This window comes from Pseudomonas sp. Irchel 3A18, assembly GCF_900187465.1.
GTDB classification, from domain to species: Bacteria; Pseudomonadota; Gammaproteobacteria; order Pseudomonadales; family Pseudomonadaceae; genus Aquipseudomonas; species Aquipseudomonas cichorii.
Genome location: NZ_FYDI01000001.1, coordinates 192099 through 208718 on the forward strand (window position 1 = coordinate 192099; position 16620 = coordinate 208718).

Consider the following 16620-nt stretch of genomic DNA (forward strand, 5'->3'; position numbering starts at 1 on the left):
AATGCCGATCAGTTAAGGCACAAACAAAACGTGTGGGAGGCAGCTTGCTGGCGAAAAGGCCTAAAAACCGGCAGATATCCTGCGCCTGTACATGAAGTCGCCAGCAAGCGATCTCCCACAAAGTGATTCATCCATATCCTGACGCCGATCAGGGCGCCACGACCTTGGCTTCAGGATCCTCGTTCGGGAACTCGCCGCGGAGTGGGGAAAGGCTTGCTGCGAGCTCGCTCTTGCGAAACGGTTTGGTGAGCCGCGGCAGGTCTGGATCAAGGCCCTCACGTTCCGCATAGCCGGAGACGAGCAGGATCGCGGTCTCAGGTCTGGAGCGCTGAACCACTCTGGCCAGATCGGTCCCACTGATGCCCGGCATGAGATGGTCCGTGACGAGCAGATCAAATGGCTCCCCGTGGGCCATCAACTGCATGGCCTCTTCGCCTGACGCGGCCTCGATCACGCTGTAGCCCAACTCGGCCAGCATGTACGAGGTGCTGGCGCGTACCAGTTCTTCATCATCGACCAACAGCGCGATCCCGTGTGTCAATCGCGGCTCCGACGCCTCGACAATGCGCAAAGCCACTGTTGACTCGGTCGTACTGCGCGGCAACCACAGCTCGACGTTCGTCCCGAAACCGGGCGAACTCTGAATCGTGAGTGCTCCGTTCAGCTGTGATGCCAGCCCATGCACCATTGAAAGGCCAAGACCAGTCCCTTTGCCGACACCCTTGGTGGAAAAGAATGGCTCCACCGCGCGGGCGAGGGTTGCGGCGTCCATGCCAATGCCAGTGTCCACGACAGACAGGCACAGGTACTCACCTGGCGGAAGCTTTGAACGGTGCCCATTGCCGACCAGCGACGTGCTGGCAGATATGCGCATCGTTCCTCCCTGAAGCATTGCGTCACGTGCGTTTACGGAGAGATTGAGAAGGGCCATCTCGAGCTGGTTCTGATCGGCGATGGCAGCGGGCAGATTCTGTGGAGCATCGACGACCACCTTGATTTGCGGCCCTGTCGTGCTGGCCACCAGATCGCCCATATCGCTCACCAATCTGGCCACATCGACCGGAACCGTTTGAAGCGGTTGACGGCGAGCGAAGGCAAGCAGTCTCTGCACTAACGTCTTTGCACGTTCCGCCGATTGCATCGCGCCTGAGATGAGCCGTTGCTCTCGTTCACCACCCACGCCTCGTCGCTGGAGCAGGTCAAGCGTGCCAACGATCGGGGTGAGCAGGTTATTGAAGTCATGGGCGACGCCGCCGGTAAGCTGTCCCATCGCCTCCATCTTCTGGCTCTGGCGCAGCGCCTTCTGGACTTCTTCCCGTTCGGTGATGGCCTGAGCAATTCGCCCTTCAAGGGTGTCATTGAGCTCCCTCAACTTCTCTTCGGCCGCCTTGCGGGCGGTGATTTCGATTGCGGTGCCGGTCATGCGCAAACAGAGACCGGCCTTATCGAACACGCCCCGGCCCTTGGCCGCAACCCAGCGGACGATGCCGTCTTCCCGTCCAATCGTGCGGTAGTCGACTTCGTAGAGCGCGCGACGCTCTGGGTCAGCGGCCGCCATGAAGGCTGTGATCGTCGCCTCACGATCCTCGGGATGCAAACCTTCATAGAAGTCTTGCAGCGTGACTGTCACATCAGCCGAGATGCCGAACATCGCTTTAGTCTGTGACGGCCAAACCAGCGTGTTATTAACGAAATCCACGTCCCAGAAACCCACATCGGCGTGGTCAACGGCAAGGCGCAATCTCGACTCGCTGATACGGATCGCGGAATCCGCTCGTGTACGATGCACGATCAGCCCGACCGTATGAGCCACGAAGTCGATGATTTCCATATCCGCTGGCAACGGCTCGCGCAGCTCATGGTGGTAAAGAACGAAAGCGCCGAGCAGGGTGGCTTGCGCCGAACGGATCGGGATTGACCAGCAGACGTGCAGACCTTGCCCGACGGCCAGATCCCGGAAGTCAGCCCAGCTTGGGGCGTTCGTGATGTCAGCCACTGCCGTTACAGCGCTCGGCTCGACGGCAATGCTTTTGACTGCCTCATTGTAAGCGTAGGGCAGGCTTGGCCCCGCGCAATGCTCCAGGTGATTCCCGTCCTCATTCAGGAGCAAGATGCTTCCCAGGAAACCTGACATGGAGAGCGCTTCCACCTCGCGGACGATCGCATCCAGCGTGACGTTCAGGGCTGTTTCTTGTACAGCCAGCTCCAGGATACGGTTCTGTGCAGCCCCAAGTGCTGCCCCACGATTGCGAGCTTGGGTCAGGCGCGCATTCTCAATAGCGATCGTTGCCAGTCGCGCCAGACTTTCCAGTCGTTTGATCGTCTCAGGGTCGTGATCCCGAACCTCTGACCAGTAAGCGCCAAGCACCGAGATCGGAACAGGTCTACCGATGGGCACCATCACGAGGCTGCGTACAAAGGTCGGCGCGTAAGCGTCCTGCGGGATGCGCGGGTCGAGCCGGACGTCACGGATCGCAACCGTCTTGCGGTGGCGCATCGCCCAGCCTGAAATACAGTGGTCGATCAGGAAGTTCTGGCCTTGCCAAAGGGGAGAGACCGCATCTTCAGCCACATAAGAACAGCGGCCTTCATTTTCGATGACTACCGCAACGCCCTCAGCGCCTACCGTGGCGCGCACGGTATCCCTCAAAACGGCGACGACCTCGTCCACCGATGCAGCACTGGCCAGCCGCTCACTGGCATTGAGCACATGAGATAAGCGGTCATCACCGATTGGATCCTTGGGAACAGTAAGCAAACGAAACTCCCAACGGCCACAGAGTCTTCTTCCGCGGTCTGGTTCAAATTGGAGGTGGCGAAAGAGGAGGGTGTGGCGCGACTCTCTCTTTTCGGCATGGGCGGATTTCAGTCTCTCAGAAAAGCGACTATCAAGCATCAGCATGGCGGTATTGTGCGACCGACAGCAATGGGCAAATTCTGTTGAAAAAGGCTGTTTTCTCAAACGGCTCAAGGGCTGGTCGGTGAAAAGACCTCTTTAGCACGCTGCTACGTGAGAGCTGAGCCCGATGATCGCTCCGCGACAATTCAAGATTTCAATCTCAGGCACGTACTGTTTGCGGATAAAAACAGAGGTCGACTGTTTTCAACAGGCTCGACCCACAGCCAGCTTTGTAAAAACAGCTTTGCGATACAAAACCCATGCCCTACACCCCATCAACCTCACTCACAAGCCGAGCAACATCATCCCGCAACCTGTAAAACCTCTGATTCAACTCCCCATACCCCGGCTTCCAGCACAACACGCCATCGCGGTAACTCTGCCCCAACATGAGATCATTGAATGAGCCCATGCCGCCGTAGGCCGAGCGCAGTTTCGTTATTCCTGATGAATCAGAGTCGGCCAACCGTGCGCGGGCATCGCTCATCCATTGGCTCCAGTGTTCTTCACCGTCGCTTTCAAGTACGGCAACGAGTTCGTCCAGAACACTGATCAGCTCTTCGGTTTTTGTGCTCAATTTTGAGTCTCGCTTGAACTTGTTGTGTTCATGGAATACCGCGACGATTATGTCTCAATGTTGTGCTTTCACTCATTACCATCAAACACAACGCCCTATCATCCATACAGGCTCACCCCATGCCCTTCAACTGGCACTCCGACCCCATCACCCAATCCACCCCCGTCACCGCCACCTACAAAAACACCCAGAACGTTCGCCGCTTCATGACCGAGCACTGTGGCCCGGATTTCAAGTTCGACCGATCATTCATGGCCTGGATTGTCGATGGCACTGCGAAGACCATGGGGGATCTGGTGGATGAGTGGTTGCGCAGGCATCAGAAATTCCCTTGTCAGGGGGCTTTTTAAGTCTTTCGTACACCTGTTTGGATATTTTTTTATTGCTCAGCGCTATTTTCGTGGAGTTGCGATGGAATTTGCTGAGATCTCAGTGCTCTAATGATTTCAAAGCGCCACTAATTTTTGGCAGTAGCCGTTTTTTCTCGTAGCGTGTGCATGCATTTCTGCGGAATGTGAAACAGCGTAATCAATACCTCCAGGTACAGCAGCATTGACTCCGACCGATATTGAAAGCCTGAAAAGTCAGTTGAAGGCGCTTGAACAGGAAAACCTGAGCCTTAAAGATCAGCTGTGCACCAACAGGCAGAAAGCCGAGCTGGAGTTGGCGTCTTCTCAGGAGCGCTACCGTTTCCTGTTCAATGCCATGGATGAAGGTTTCTGCATCATTGAGTTTTTCGATGGCCCGCACGGGCCGTTGAGTGACTACATCCATATCGAGGCCAACCCGGCCTATGCCTTTCATGCCGGTATTCCCAATGTCGTCGGGCAGAAGCTTCGTGAAATGGTTCCCGAAGAGGCCGATGGCTGGGTCGAGTTCTATGGCAAGGTGCTGCGCACCGGTGAGCCGATCCGCTTTGAGCGGGAGCTGGTGGCGACCGGGCGTTATCTGGCGCTGACGGCCTTTCGTATCGAGCCGGCCAGTCGCAACCAGGTGGCGGTGCTGTTCCAGGACATTACCGAGCGCAAGCGTGCCGAAGAGGCCTTGCGGCAACTGAACGAGACGCTGGAAGCGCGCATCATCGAGGCGGTTACCGAGCGTAAGGTGCTCTCGGATGTGGTCAACGGGACCAATGCGTTCATTCATGTCATCGATCCCGAGTACCGCTGGCTGGCGATCAACGCTTCTGCCGAGCGAGAGTTTCAGCGTCTGTTCGGTGTCACGCCCAAGATCGGTGACAACATGCTTGAGTTGCTCAAGCACAGGCCTGACAGTCAGGCGGTCATCCGTGTCTTTTGGGAGAGGGCTCTGGCGGGAGAAGAGTTTGTCGAGGTCGCCAGTTTTGGTGATTCGGCAGATGACACTCGTCACTATGAGATCCGCTACAGCACGCTTCGCAATGTCGATGGGCAACAGATCGGCGCCTATCTGTTTGCCTATGACGTCAGTGATCGCCTTCATGAACAGGCTCGTTTGAGCCAGGCCGAAGAAGCCTTGCGTCAGTCGCAGAAGATGGAGGCTGTCGGTCAGCTTACGGGTGGCATCGCCCACGATTTCAACAATCTGCTGACGGGCATTACCGGTTCGCTGGAACTGCTCAAGGCGCGCCTGAGCCAGGGGCGCTATAACGAGATCGATCGTTATGTTGCCGCTGCCCGTGATGCTTCCAAGCGTGCGGCGTCGCTGACTCATCGTCTGCTGGCCTTTTCACGACGTCAGACCCTTGATCCCAAGCCGGTTGATATCAATCGACTGGTGATTGGTATGGAAGAGCTGATTCGTCGTTCCGTGGGGCCGCATATTACGGTGGAAGTGGTGACGGCGGTCGGGCTGTGGTCGACTTTTATTGACGCGCCTCAGTTGGAAAATGCCCTGTTGAACCTGTGTATCAATGCCCGCGATGCGATGCCCGCAGGCGGTCGCATCACCATTGAAACCGCCAATAAGTGGATCGATGAGCGCGCTTGTGTGGCGCGGGATATGCCTGCGGGGCAATATCTTTCCCTGTGTGTCACCGACACTGGTACGGGCATGACACCGGAAGTGATCAATCGCGCTTTCGATCCGTTTTTCACCACCAAGCCGCTGGGGCAGGGCACGGGGCTCGGGCTGTCGATGGTCTATGGCTTCGTGCGGCAGTCCGGTGGCCAGGTGCGTATCTATTCGGAAAAGGATCAGGGCACGACGATGTGCCTCTATCTGCCCCGGCATTACCTGGGCGCGCCGCAGGAGTTGTGTGATCCGGAGCTGGAGCCTGCAGAAAACATCCGCGCCGAGTCTACCCAGACGATCATGATCGTTGATGACGAGCCCACCATTCGCATGCTGGTCAGTGAAGTGATCGAAGATCATGGCTATAGATCGGTCGAAGCCGGAGAAGGGGCGACGGCCCTGGAACTGCTGAGCACCGATATGCGTGTTGACTTGCTGGTGACCGATGTCGGCTTGCCCGGTGGCATGAATGGCCGGCAACTGGCCGACGCGGCACGCATCATCCGGCCTGATCTGAAGGTGATGTTCATCACCGGTTATGCGGAAAACGCGATTATCGGCAACGGCCATCTGGAGCCGGGCATGTGGGTGTTGACCAAGCCATTCACCATGGAAGCCTTTGCCAGCCGCATCCATGAAATGCTCAATCTGGAAGACTGAGTAACCCGGCGATCCTTCGTGTAGCCGGGCCTTTTCCGGCATTAAGAATATTTATGGAGTAATAACTCCAGATTCAATTGTGCCCATAGCCTGGGTGGGAGTAGATTGCGTTCGTTGATAGCCATTGGCTATCCGATTTGCCAACTTTCACTCTCGCTGGGGTGCGTCATGAGTAAACCCGTTTCATTGGCCAAGCGCATCGGATTAGGCTTTGCGTCTGTGTTGTCCTTGTTGGTGCTGGTGACCGCTGTGGGTATTCAGCGTGTCGGGTTTATTGACGATACCTTGAAGTATGTCAGCGACAACTCTGCGCTGATCCAGCGCTATGCCATCAACTTCCGTGGCAGTGTGCACAATCGCGCCATTTCCATTCGCGATGCCGTGCTGGTCAATAGCGATCAGGACCTCAATCGGCACCTGAGCGAGATCGTGCGTCTGCGCAAGGACTATGACGATTCGGCCGAACCGATGGATCGTCTGTTCAACGAGAAAATGAACGTTTCCAGCGAAGAGAAACGTTTGCTGCAGGACATCAAGGATATCGAGCGCAAGGCATTGGCCTCGACGGACAAGGTGCTGGAGTTGCGTCGCAACAACGACGTGGCGGGTGCGCAAGCCATGTTGCTGGCCCAGACGTCTGCCGATTACAGCGAATGGCTCAAGCGTATCAATGCGCTGATCGATCATGAAGAAGCGCAGATCAAGGGCCTGCTCGATAAGGTGCAGGCCGCCGCTGGCGGCTTCATGTTGCTGATGGTGATTGCGACCACGGTCGCGGTGTTGCTCAGCATCGGTGTGTCTATGACGATCATTCGCTCTGTGAGGTCCACGCTGGGCGCTGAGCCTGTAGAGGTTGCCGAAGTGATTCGTCGGCTGGCGGGTGGCGATCTGAATCAGAAGATCGAGTCGGATTACCCCAATAGCGTCATGGGCACCCTGAAAAACACGCTGGGCAACCTGTCACAGACCATCAGTGAAGTACGAGCTGCGGCGGCCCATGTAACCGATTCTTCGGTGCGACTGTTGTCCACCTCGGCCGACAACAATCGCCAGATCAGCCTGCAAACCAATGAAGCCCAGCATATCGCGACGGCCATCAACCAGATGGCGGGTTCGGTCAGCCAGGTGTCGGGCTATGCCTCCCAGGCTTCCGAAGCAACCAAGGTTGCCGACGTTCAGGTCGAAAGTGGCCACCGCATGGTTGGGGAGGCTGCCACGACCATTCAGGAACTGGCGACCATTCTGGAGCAGGCCACTCAGACGGTGGATCAGGTTTCCAAGGATAGCGAGAACATCGAAACCGTGATCGAGGTGATCAACTCCATCGCCGCGCAAACCAATCTGCTGGCGCTCAACGCGGCCATCGAGGCTGCTCGCGCCGGCGAGTATGGTCGCGGCTTTGCGGTCGTGGCCGATGAAGTGCGCTCTCTGGCGACACGTACTCAGGAGTCCACTCAGGAAATCCGCGAGATGATCAGCAAGCTTCAGGGCGGCACTCAAGGCGCGACGCGGATCATGCAACAGAGCTGCGAACTGGCCCGCACGACCGTCGAGCAGACCCGTGATGCCCAAGCGGCATTGAGCCGGATTCGCGAAGAGGTCGGTGCTATCAATGGCATGAACGCCCAGATCGCCAGCGCCTCGATTCAGCAGAATGCCGTGGCGGATGATGTTGCACAGAACATCAACCGCATCCACAGCTCCACCCTTGAGTCGGCTGCCGGGTCACGGGAAGTGGCGAGTTCCAGTGAAGAGCTGGCGGAGCTGGCTGACCGGTTGACCGGGAAGGTGGCGTTTTTCAAGGTGGCGTAAGCCCGCTTGGCAGGAGCGAATTCATTCGCGAAGACGGTATTAAACGACAGATTATCTGTCGGATGTACCGGCCTCTCGCGAATGAATTCGCTCCTGCGCGCGACGGTATTTCTGGCGATAAATCTCTTGGAATATACCGGCCCCGTCGCGGCCAAGGCCCCTCCCACGGTTTTACTGCACGGGCGGTGCCTGGAACTCGCCCCTGGACAGGTTGCTCACATCATTGCCCATGCTGTCGCGAAGGCTCAGGTCGGCACCTTTGGCGGCCAGGGCCTGCAGAATTTCGGTGCGCTGGAACAGCGCGGCATACATCGACGCCGTCTGGCCTGCGTTATTGCGTTGGTCGGGCGCGCAATGGGCTTCGACCAGGCGCTTGGCGATACTCAGTTCGCCTTTGAAAATGGCACCCATCAAGGCGGTATTGCCGCGTTTGTCTTTGGTGCAGGGATCCGCACCGGCATCGATCAATTGGGTAACGAGTTGTTCGTGGCCGTGATAGGCCGCCAGAATTAACCCGGTATAGCCTTTCTCGTCCTGGATGTTCAGGTCGTAGTGAGCGTCGATGAAGGTTGTCATCATCTCGCTGTTTCCCTCGCGGGAAGCGTCGAAAAACAGAGTGCGTAACTGGTTGGTTGTCTGGTCCGAAGGTGTTTCTGCCTGAGCGACTGCGGCAAACAGCACCAACCCGAAAAGTAAGGTTCGCATGGGCGTTCTCCTGAAAACAGCCAGCCCCTTGTGGGGCCGGCTATCGACTTGTCAGTCTTTGAGGTTCGCAGCCAGGGACTTGACCTTGGCCAGATCACCCTTGGCCACTTCGGTTACCCGAGTGCCGTAGTCTGGATCAGCCTTGTAGAGGAACGAGAGCACGATGTTCTTGCTTTCGGTGTCGGTGTCAGCCAGCGACTCGCCAAAGCTCTGGACCAGATCGCTCTTCTCCTTGGTGTTGTAGGAGCGATACAGATCGCCTGCTTGCTTGAAGTTCTGCTCGCGGGTGATCTTCGCCTGTTGGGTGGTGCCGCTTACTGGCGACTGGCTGTAGCGTGCCTGAGTATCGGACGGACGCGGGCTCAGACGGCTTGGCTCGTAGTTGACGCCACTGGTGGTGTGGCCAGTGTTCATTGCGCCATCCTGGTTGCCGTTGTTGACCGGGACTTTCGGCTGGTTGACCGGCAGGCTCAGGCCATTGGCGCCCAGACGATACATCTGCGTATCGGCATAGGAGAACACACGGCCTTGCAGCAGGCGGTCTTCGGAAGGTTCGATACCCGGGACCAGGTTGGCCGGAGCCATGGCGACCTGCTCGGTCTCCTGGAAGAAGTTATCGACGTTCTTGTTCAGGACCATCTGACCGATCTTGCGCTCGGGAACGTCAGGCCAGATCTTGGTGGCGTCGAGCGGGTCGAACTCGAATTTTGCGAGATCGGCAGGTTTGAGCACCTGAATGTAGAGATCCCATTTCGGGAAGTCGCCTTTTTTGATCGCGCTGACCAGATCGTTGGTCAGGTGGCTGAAGTCCTTGGACTGCACTTGAGCCGCTTGTGCCGGATCGAGGTTCTTGATGCCTTGCAGTGATTTCCAGTGGAACTTCACGTAATGGACTTCGCCCTTGGCATTCACCAGTTTGTAGGCGTGTACGCCATTGCCGTCCATGAAGCGATAACCGGCTGGCGTCCCTTCATTGGAGTACAGCAATGTCAAAGTGCGAGTCGCTTCCGGGACGTGGGAAAAAAAGTCGAAGCGGCGGGAGTCGTTACCCAGATTGGTTCTAGGGTCAGGCTTGAAGGCATGAACCATGTCGGGAAACTTGATGGCATCGCGAATAAAGAAGGTCGGAAAGTTATTACCCACCAGGTCCCAGTTACCATCGGCGGTATAAAACTTGGTGGCGAAACCATGGGGGTCGCGCAATGTTTCAGGCGAATGGTTGCCATGCACCACGGAAGAGAAGCGCACGAAAACCGGGGTCGCTGTACCCGACTTGAACACCTTGGCCTTGCTCAGGTCGCTGATGTCAGCCGAAGCGGTGAACTCACCACGAACCCCTGTACCACGGGCGTGAACCACGCGCTCAGGAATGCGCTCGCGATCGAAACGCTGGAGTTTCTGCAGCAACTGCACATCCTGCAACAGCGTAGGCCCTTGAGGGCCGGCAGTCTGTGAGTTCTGGTTATCGCCCACGGGGGCACCATTGTCGCGGGTTAATGTATCGGCTGCATAAGCGGTCGGAATAACCATTAAGCCGACAGCAGTCAAACGCAGCATTTGACCTGACCAGTTTAAAAACGGCATTTTTGAATCCCTCATATTTTTGTATTCAGCGCACTTATCCTAGGCGGATGAGTATTTATCTGTAATCGTAAAAATTTATCGGGGCGATTGAGATAAATGTGGGTGACGTACATAAGGGGGACACAATGAAGCGTAGATGAGAAATGTTATTTGTATGTCGCTGTTAATATGTTTCTTGAAGTTTCTCTTTTTGCGATGATGTTAAGATAGTAGCTATCTGTATGTCGGGCAAGTGTGCTTTCGGGCATGACTGTGCTTTTGTCGGGAATACCGAGTTATCTTCCTTGAAACGGTAGCGATCAAACTTTTTCAAAGCCTTGCTTCAGGGTAGGCATTTTTATTCCTTCCGTGCTTCAGGCTCTGGCGCGTTATGATGGTGTTGCCAGATTGTCATGAGTAAGCCCCGGAGCCCCTCGTTTGATGTCCATTGTCACCTTGCTTGAAGCCACACCTCCCGAAGCCATCAAAAGCCAGATTCTGCAGATGGTTGTCGATTACGTCACCGACATCAGCATGGTCGCCATCGCCCCGAGTAACCCGCTCTACAGCCTTTATCAATACGGCATCGGCTACGAGGTCCATCTCTATCTGGATGGCATGGACGGCTCCAAAGGCATTGAGGTGGAACTGATCGGGGCGCTGGATGAACAGGATCCCTCCATCGTGGCCGGCTTTGTCCTGTACTTGCCGGTCAAAGATGATCCTCAGGCCTGTGCCGTGGCATATATGGCCGTACGGGAAAGCCATCGCCGCCGTGGTACCGCACGAGCCATGCTGCAGAAAATGCTTGACCGTTATCCTCACGCGGAACTCTGCTGTGTCGCTGGCAAGGTGCCGTGCTTCGAGTCGCTGGGGTTTCAGGTGATTGGCGCACGCGGCCCCCAGGTCATCATGAATACTCGCGACCACGGTACGGATGGCTTGCTGGCCGTTCTGGACGTCGCGCCCATCTATCGCTCAGTGGAAGTGCGGCAGATTCATGCGTACCTGCTCAAACAGCACGGTAAGAGGGCCATGGTAGACGCCGAGAAAAAGCGCGACCGGCATCTGGACGAGATGACCCGTCACGCCACAGCGCTGGTAGTGGAGCGCTTGGGTGAGGGCGCTTTGCGCAGTGGCGGGCGTGGGCCGATCCTGGTGGGTGGCTCGCAAGCCTAGCTTTTAATGTCCGCCGAGAAATTCGCAAGTATCTGCGCCCGGCACACATCGATAATCTCATCCGCCAGCGGTGAGTCATCCGGGCAAGCGCGTGACAACGCGATTGCGCCTACCGCATGGGCCAGCATGCTGACCATCCGGGTCCGCTGTTGGTCTGCATCGCCGGTCTCCGAGCCTTCGGAACCGGCTTTTTCGAGCATGTTCTCGATCCCTTCGGCGAACGTGGTCCTGACTTCCGGGGTCTGGCGCGCCGCATCCCCGCAGAGCGCTGCCATCGTGCAGCCCACATGCCTCGCATCGCGGTGCTGGCGGGACAGGTAATGCGTGAAGAACTCTTCAACGCTAAGGTTTTCGCTATTGGTCACGCTCTTGGCAAAACTGCTCGCGGCGGCTTCTGCCATCAGGTCGGCCTTGGAGCCGAAGTGTTTGTAGAACCCGCCATGGGTAAAACCGGCAGCCGCCATCAGATCGGCGACGCCCACGCCGTCATAACCCCGTTCACGAAACAGTTCTGACGCCGTCTCGACGATGTGTGCTCGATTCGCCTGTGCCTGCGCTTTGCTGACTCTCATATCCACGTGCCTTTTGTGCTGACGCTCAGGCGCTCACTATACATTGATGTTGGTCATCATCAAAACCATTGACGATTAAGATTATGATCGTCATCATTATCGTCAAGCCTGCCGCAGAAGCTGACGCTGCTCCTTCGGCAGCGACCTCCAATCGATGTGGAAACAAGACGATATGACCGACAACACGTTGTTCGCGCCTTACACCCTGGGTTCCCTGACACTCTCCAACCGGATCGTTCTGGCGCCGCTTACGCGCAATCGCGCCGGTGCCGGGTTCGTGCCAAGCGAGTTTGCCGCGACTTACTACAGCCAACGGGCGTCGGCCGGCCTGCTGATTTCTGAGGCCACGCAAATCTCGCAGCAGGGGCAGGGTTACCAGGACACACCTGGCATCTACTCGCAGGCCCAGATCGACGGCTGGCTCAAGGTCACCGATGCCGTGCACGCCCAGGGTGGGCGGATCTTCCTGCAACTGTGGCATGTCGGACGTGTTTCCCACGTCGATCTGCAGAACAATGGCGCCGCTCCGGTTGCGCCGTCTGCGATCCGTGCCCAGACCAAAACCTTCGTCAACAACAGCTTTGTGGATGTATCCGAGCCCCGTGCTCTGGAGCTTGATGAGCTGCCGGGCATCGTCAATGATTTCCGTCAGGCTGCGGCAAACGCCATCGCTGCGGGTTTCGATGGCGTCGAGATTCACGGTGCCAATGGTTATCTTCTGGACCAGTTCGTCAAGGATGGCTCCAACCTGCGTACCGATGCCTATGGCGGCTCCATCGAAAATCGTGCGCGGCTGTTGCTGGAAGTGACCCAGGCTGTGGTTGCCGAGATCGGCGCTGAACGCACCGGTATTCGTATTTCGCCGGTTTCGCCAGCCAATGGGGTTTCAAGCAGTGATCCGCAGGCTCAGTTCGATTACATCGTCGATCAGCTCGATGCCCTGGGTATTGCCTATCTGCATGTGGTCGAGGGTGCGACCGGCGGGCCTCGTGACGTGGCGCCGTTCGATTTCGATTCCCTGCGTCGGCGCTTCAAGAACACCTACATCGCCAATAACGGCTATGACCTGGACCTCGCCACTTCCCGGCTCAACCAGGGCCAGGCCGACTTGTTCGCCTTTGGACGTCCGTTCATTGCCAATCCGGATCTGGTCGAGCGATTGAGCAGCGGGGCGCCTCTGGCTGCGCCCGATCCGGGCACGATTTATGGCGGCGGCGCAGCTGGCTATATCGACTACCCGACCTTCGCAGATTCTCAAGTGCAGTAACGCTGGCAAGGCCACGGACTGACGTGGCCTTCATCCCATCAAGAGAGCAACCTTATGACCAGCTTTTCGACAGTCCTCATCACCGGCGCTTCTTCTGGCATCGGCGCTACCTACGCCCAGCGTTTCGCGAGTCGTGGCCACAATCTCGTACTGGTTGCCCGCGACAAGGCGCGACTGGAAACCCTGGCAGCGCGTCTTCGCAAAGAACACAACGTCGAGATCGACGTCCTTCAGGCTGATCTCACTCGCTCCGAGGATTTGATTAGCGTTGAGACACGCCTGCGCGATGACGCCCAAATTGGTATCCTCATCAACAATGCCGGGATAGCCCAGTCCGGTGGCTTCCTCGACCAGACCTCCGAAGATGTCACTCGGATGGTTGGATTGAATACGACGGCCTTGGTCCGGCTCGCCAATGCCATTGCCCCGCGCCTGGTGCAGGCGGGTGAAGGCGCCATCGTCAATATTGGCTCGGTGGTAGGTCTGGCACCGGAGTTCGGCATGTCGGTTTATGGTGCGACCAAAGCTTTCGTGTTGTTCCTTTCCCAAGGCCTGAATCTGGAACTCGGTCCTAAAGGCATTTATGTACAGGCCGTTCTCCCTGCCGCAACCCGCACCGAGATCTGGGAGCGTGCGGGCATCGACATCAATACGCTGTCCGAAGTGATGGATGTTGGCGAGTTGGTGGATGCCGCTCTGGTCGGTTTTGATAAGCGTGAGCTTGTGACCATTCCGCCATTGCAGGACGCCGCCCGTTGGGACGCTCTGGACGCTACGCGACAAGCGCTGCTGTCGGACATTCGGCAGGCGCATGCTGCCGAGCGTTATCAGACCGTTTTGTAAGCACTGAAGGAGCTTCCATGAGAACCAACAAACCAGTGGCGCTCGTTACGGGCGCCTCTTCAGGCATCGGCGAAGCCACGGCCCATAAACTCCTGGCGGCGGGCTACACGGTTTATGGCACGAGCCGACGGGGTGGTCAGGCAGGTCAGCGGCGTTTTCCGTTACTGGCGCTGGACGTGACTGACGACGCATCCGTCGATGCGGCGGTCAACGAGTTGCTGAAGCTGGAAGGGCGCATCGATCTGTTGGTCAACAATGCAGGCTTCGGGATTGCTCCTGGGGCTGCGCAGGAAAGCTCCATCGAGCAGGCCAAGGCCCTCTTCGACACGAACTTTTTGGGCATCTTGCGTATGACCCGTGCAATTGTGCCGCACATGCTTGAGCGTGGCAGTGGCCGGATTATCAATATCGGCTCGATTCTGGGGGCTGTTTCGGTGCCTTATGTCGCGCTTTACTGCGCGAGCAAGCATGCAGTGGCCGGTTACTCGCAAGCCCTGGATCACGAACTGCGTACCCGTGGGGTCAGAGTCTCGGTCATCGAGCCTGCTTATACCAAGACGCAGTTCGAGGCGAATAACATTGAGCCGGATGCAAAGCTCAAAGAGTATGAGTCGATCCGTGCGCATGTCACGAAGGTGGTCCAGCAAGCGATGGCGAACGCCGACGATCCTTCAATCGTGGCCGATGTCGTGTTGCAGGCGGCGAGTGCCGAGCGCCCCAGGCTTCGCTACACAGCAGGCAAGGCCGCAAGGCAGTTACAGTTCTTGCGTCGGTTCGCACCGGCGAGTGTGCTGGATGCGGGGATTCGCAAGAACCTGCAACTGGATGCCTGAACTGCTCTGGTAGCACTGGCCTGCTGATTAATGTGTGAGGGGCCTTGGCCGCGACGGCTTCATCACTGAAGTCGCGGCCAGTGACTCCAACCTCCGGCAGAGTGCAATTTGCCAGTTAAATCGCGCATCATGTGCAGGTCCGATCCCCAAGGTAGGCTCCTTCATGCGCGTCATGTCATCCATTTTGCTGCTTGCTGTGTTGTCGTTTTTCTCCGTTGCAGCCCAGGCCACCGAAGAAACGCAACTGGCAGAATCGATCAATCTCTATCGCAGTCAGGTTCAGCGCTGTGCGGGGCAGGTTTCCATGGAGCTGCCTCCACTGGTAAGCGATTCGCGTCTGGTATTGCCTGCCACCGGCTCGGGCGATTTGCAGCAGGCGCTGGCGCGTGCGTCTTATCCGATGGTGACAGTGCAGGCCATCAGCCTGTCCGGGCCTCGAGATGCGCAATCTGCAATGAAAGCGGTGCAGGAAAGTTTTTGCCAGGTGGTGCTGGACCCGCAGTTCGTCGATATCGGTGTGAGCCGTGAAGGGCGAGAATGGCGCATCGTACTGGCGCGCTCGCTGCTGGCTGCGCGTTTGGGAGACTGGCAGGCTGAAGGTCAAAAGCTGCTTGAGCTGATCAACACGGCCCGGAACCAGCCACGTCAGTGTGGCACCCAGGCTTTCAATGCCACGACGCCGCTGACCTGGAACGCCACGTTGGCGATGGCGGCCGAAGGGCATACACGGTCCATGGCCAATAACAGTTTCTTCGATCACAAGGGCCGCGACGGCAGTACGCCGGGAGATCGGGCGGAGCTTGCCGGTTACATCGCCCAGCAGATCGGCGAAAACATCGCCGCTGGCCAGGACACGACACGCAAAGTGGTCGATGGATGGCTTGCCAGCCCCGGCCATTGCGCCAATCTGATGAATCCGGGCTTCCGGGAGTTGGGCGCCGCCTATGCCATAGATCCCAAGAGCGATGCGGGGATTTACTGGACGGCCATGTTCGGTTCGCAGTGAACACAGCCGTCCGTATGGCCTGAATCAGAAACGGAATGCTTGCCTGCCAATCAACAGCCATTGGCCGTTCTGTTTCTGCCAGATCTGGAAGTTCTCGATTTCAGTCGGCACCACTTTGCCGCTGTTCACCGCCTGAGCCGAGAAGTGATTGCGGACCATGGCGACATCGCCGGACAGAATGATTTTCTGATTGAGCATTTTCAGCTCGTTGAAAGCACTTTTCCCGGTTTCGATGTCGGCAATGAATGCCTGCTTGTCCTGGATATTACCGCTGGAGTGGCCGTAGGAGAGGTTGTCTGCGGTCAGCGCCTTGAGTTGCCCGATATCCTTGTGCCACATGGCCTGGGTCAGTTTGTCCACGGCAGCCGCCACATCGTTTTCATCGGAGGAGGGCGCGGCAGATACGAATCCCGTAAAGAGACACAGAAAACCCACAAGCAGTTTGAGCTTTTTCATGAACAGGTCCTTTTTTTGTAGTTAGAGTAGGGCGGACGATCGGTCTGGCGAGCGTACCTCCAGCGCTCATCCGTCATCGTACAACTTAGTCTTTTTTAGAAGGATGGCAAGGATTTGTTGTCCGTATCGTTAATGTGACCCTTATCATATTAAGTAAACTGGGCAGTACAATTATCTTGACAACCAAACTGGGATGAGCCGAAACTTGGTAAATTCCTGATAGTTGAATGACTTTAAAATGTAATGATGACATGTG

At 57.1% G+C, this 16620-nt stretch carries 14 protein-coding genes and 1 pseudogene; 9 read left to right on the plus strand and 6 right to left on the minus strand.

From position 1 onward, the window contains the following. Window positions 1-148 precede the first annotated feature (148 nt). Window positions 149-2971 (minus strand): ATP-binding protein, encoded by a 2823-nt coding sequence (locus CKW23_RS00890; RefSeq protein WP_236250090.1) that lies wholly within the window; start codon window positions 2969-2971, stop codon window positions 149-151. Between the two features lie 193 nt (window positions 2972-3164). Then, a complete protein-coding gene (locus tag CKW23_RS00895; protein ID WP_025260810.1) occupies window positions 3165-3476 on the minus strand; it encodes a hypothetical protein in 312 nt (103 codons plus the stop codon). A gap of 119 nt (window positions 3477-3595) precedes the next feature. Here CKW23_RS00895 and CKW23_RS00900 point away from each other — a divergent pair, with 119 nt between their 5' ends. The 4 genes and pseudogenes from CKW23_RS00900 to CKW23_RS27110 all read left to right on the plus strand — a co-directional run bounded on the left by CKW23_RS00900 (window position 3596) and on the right by CKW23_RS27110 (window position 7940). After that, complete coding sequence (locus CKW23_RS00900; protein ID WP_095066883.1) at window positions 3596-3826, plus strand: DUF6434 domain-containing protein; 231 nt, start codon at window positions 3596-3598, stop codon at window positions 3824-3826. Between the two features lie 202 nt (window positions 3827-4028). Continuing rightward, on the plus strand, window positions 4029-6128 hold the full coding sequence (locus CKW23_RS00905) for a PAS domain-containing sensor histidine kinase (protein WP_177434614.1): 2100 nt from the start codon (window positions 4029-4031) through the stop codon (window positions 6126-6128). A 168-nt stretch (window positions 6129-6296) separates the two neighbouring features. Beyond that, window positions 6297-6815, plus strand: a pseudogene (locus tag CKW23_RS27105) (MCP four helix bundle domain-containing protein); the annotation flags it as partial. A 510-nt stretch (window positions 6816-7325) separates the two neighbouring features. Further along, complete coding sequence (locus CKW23_RS27110; RefSeq protein WP_371856542.1) at window positions 7326-7940, plus strand: methyl-accepting chemotaxis protein; 615 nt, start codon at window positions 7326-7328, stop codon at window positions 7938-7940. A gap of 171 nt (window positions 7941-8111) precedes the next feature. Here the strand turns inward: CKW23_RS27110 and CKW23_RS00915 are convergent, their stop codons facing one another. Together CKW23_RS00915 and katB are read right to left on the minus strand one after the other, a co-directional pair. Beyond that, window positions 8112-8645 carry an ankyrin repeat domain-containing protein gene (locus tag CKW23_RS00915; RefSeq protein ID WP_025260806.1) on the minus strand — a complete coding sequence of 178 codons (534 nt, stop codon included), beginning with the start codon at window positions 8643-8645 and terminating at the stop codon, window positions 8112-8114. A gap of 51 nt (window positions 8646-8696) precedes the next feature. Beyond that, complete coding sequence (gene katB / locus CKW23_RS00920) at window positions 8697-10202, minus strand: catalase KatB (protein ID WP_025260805.1); 1506 nt, start codon at window positions 10200-10202, stop codon at window positions 8697-8699. A gap of 447 nt (window positions 10203-10649) precedes the next feature. Between katB and CKW23_RS00925 the strand changes: the two genes are divergently transcribed. Next, a complete protein-coding gene (locus tag CKW23_RS00925) occupies window positions 10650-11387 on the plus strand; it encodes a GNAT family N-acetyltransferase (RefSeq protein ID WP_025260804.1) in 738 nt (245 codons plus the stop codon). Here CKW23_RS00925 and CKW23_RS00930 read toward each other — a convergent pair. After that, on the minus strand, window positions 11384-11959 hold the full coding sequence (locus CKW23_RS00930) for a TetR/AcrR family transcriptional regulator (protein WP_025260803.1): 576 nt from the start codon (window positions 11957-11959) through the stop codon (window positions 11384-11386). The genes CKW23_RS00925 and CKW23_RS00930 overlap by 4 nt on opposite strands. 172 nt (window positions 11960-12131) lie before the next feature. Between CKW23_RS00930 and CKW23_RS00935 the strand changes: the two genes are divergently transcribed. The 4 genes from CKW23_RS00935 (at window position 12132) to CKW23_RS00950 (ending at window position 15908) form a co-directional block, all read left to right on the plus strand. Beyond that, window positions 12132-13226, plus strand: coding sequence for an alkene reductase (locus CKW23_RS00935; protein ID WP_095066885.1), 1095 nt, complete (start codon window positions 12132-12134; stop codon window positions 13224-13226). A 54-nt stretch (window positions 13227-13280) separates the two neighbouring features. Continuing rightward, window positions 13281-14069, plus strand: a complete 789-nt coding sequence (locus tag CKW23_RS00940) for an SDR family oxidoreductase (protein WP_025260801.1) — start codon at window positions 13281-13283, stop codon at window positions 14067-14069. 17 nt (window positions 14070-14086) lie between these two features. Continuing rightward, window positions 14087-14902 carry an oxidoreductase gene (locus tag CKW23_RS00945; RefSeq protein WP_025260800.1) on the plus strand — a complete coding sequence of 272 codons (816 nt, stop codon included), beginning with the start codon at window positions 14087-14089 and terminating at the stop codon, window positions 14900-14902. 163 nt (window positions 14903-15065) lie between these two features. Beyond that, window positions 15066-15908: a CAP domain-containing protein gene (locus CKW23_RS00950; protein ID WP_095066886.1), complete on the plus strand. Its 843-nt coding sequence runs from the start codon at window positions 15066-15068 to the stop codon at window positions 15906-15908. Between the two features lie 24 nt (window positions 15909-15932). Here CKW23_RS00950 and CKW23_RS00955 read toward each other — a convergent pair whose 3' ends face one another. Then, entirely contained in the window at window positions 15933-16364 is a 432-nt protein-coding gene (locus CKW23_RS00955; RefSeq protein ID WP_038399928.1) for a nuclear transport factor 2 family protein, read from the minus strand. Between the last annotated feature and the right edge of the window lie 256 nt (window positions 16365-16620).

Coding starts and splice junctions, on each gene's coding strand:
- CKW23_RS00925 (WP_025260804.1), top strand. CDS start 10,650: ATGTCCATTGTCACCTTGCTTGAAGCCACACCTCCCGAAGCCATCAAA.
- CKW23_RS00935 (WP_095066885.1), top strand. CDS start 12,132: ATGACCGACAACACGTTGTTCGCGCCTTACACCCTGGGTTCCCTGACA.
- CKW23_RS00900 (WP_095066883.1), top strand. CDS start 3,596: ATGCCCTTCAACTGGCACTCCGACCCCATCACCCAATCCACCCCCGTC.
- katB (WP_025260805.1), bottom strand. CDS start 10,202: ATGCTGCGTTTGACTGCTGTCGGCTTAATGGTTATTCCGACCGCTTAT.
- CKW23_RS00930 (WP_025260803.1), bottom strand. CDS start 11,959: ATGAGAGTCAGCAAAGCGCAGGCACAGGCGAATCGAGCACACATCGTC.
- CKW23_RS00915 (WP_025260806.1), bottom strand. CDS start 8,645: ATGCGAACCTTACTTTTCGGGTTGGTGCTGTTTGCCGCAGTCGCTCAG.
- CKW23_RS00955 (WP_038399928.1), bottom strand. CDS start 16,364: ATGAAAAAGCTCAAACTGCTTGTGGGTTTTCTGTGTCTCTTTACGGGA.
- CKW23_RS00945 (WP_025260800.1), top strand. CDS start 14,087: ATGAGAACCAACAAACCAGTGGCGCTCGTTACGGGCGCCTCTTCAGGC.
- CKW23_RS00940 (WP_025260801.1), top strand. CDS start 13,281: ATGACCAGCTTTTCGACAGTCCTCATCACCGGCGCTTCTTCTGGCATC.
- CKW23_RS00950 (WP_095066886.1), top strand. CDS start 15,066: ATGCGCGTCATGTCATCCATTTTGCTGCTTGCTGTGTTGTCGTTTTTC.
- CKW23_RS27110 (WP_371856542.1), top strand. CDS start 7,326: ATGGTTGGGGAGGCTGCCACGACCATTCAGGAACTGGCGACCATTCTG.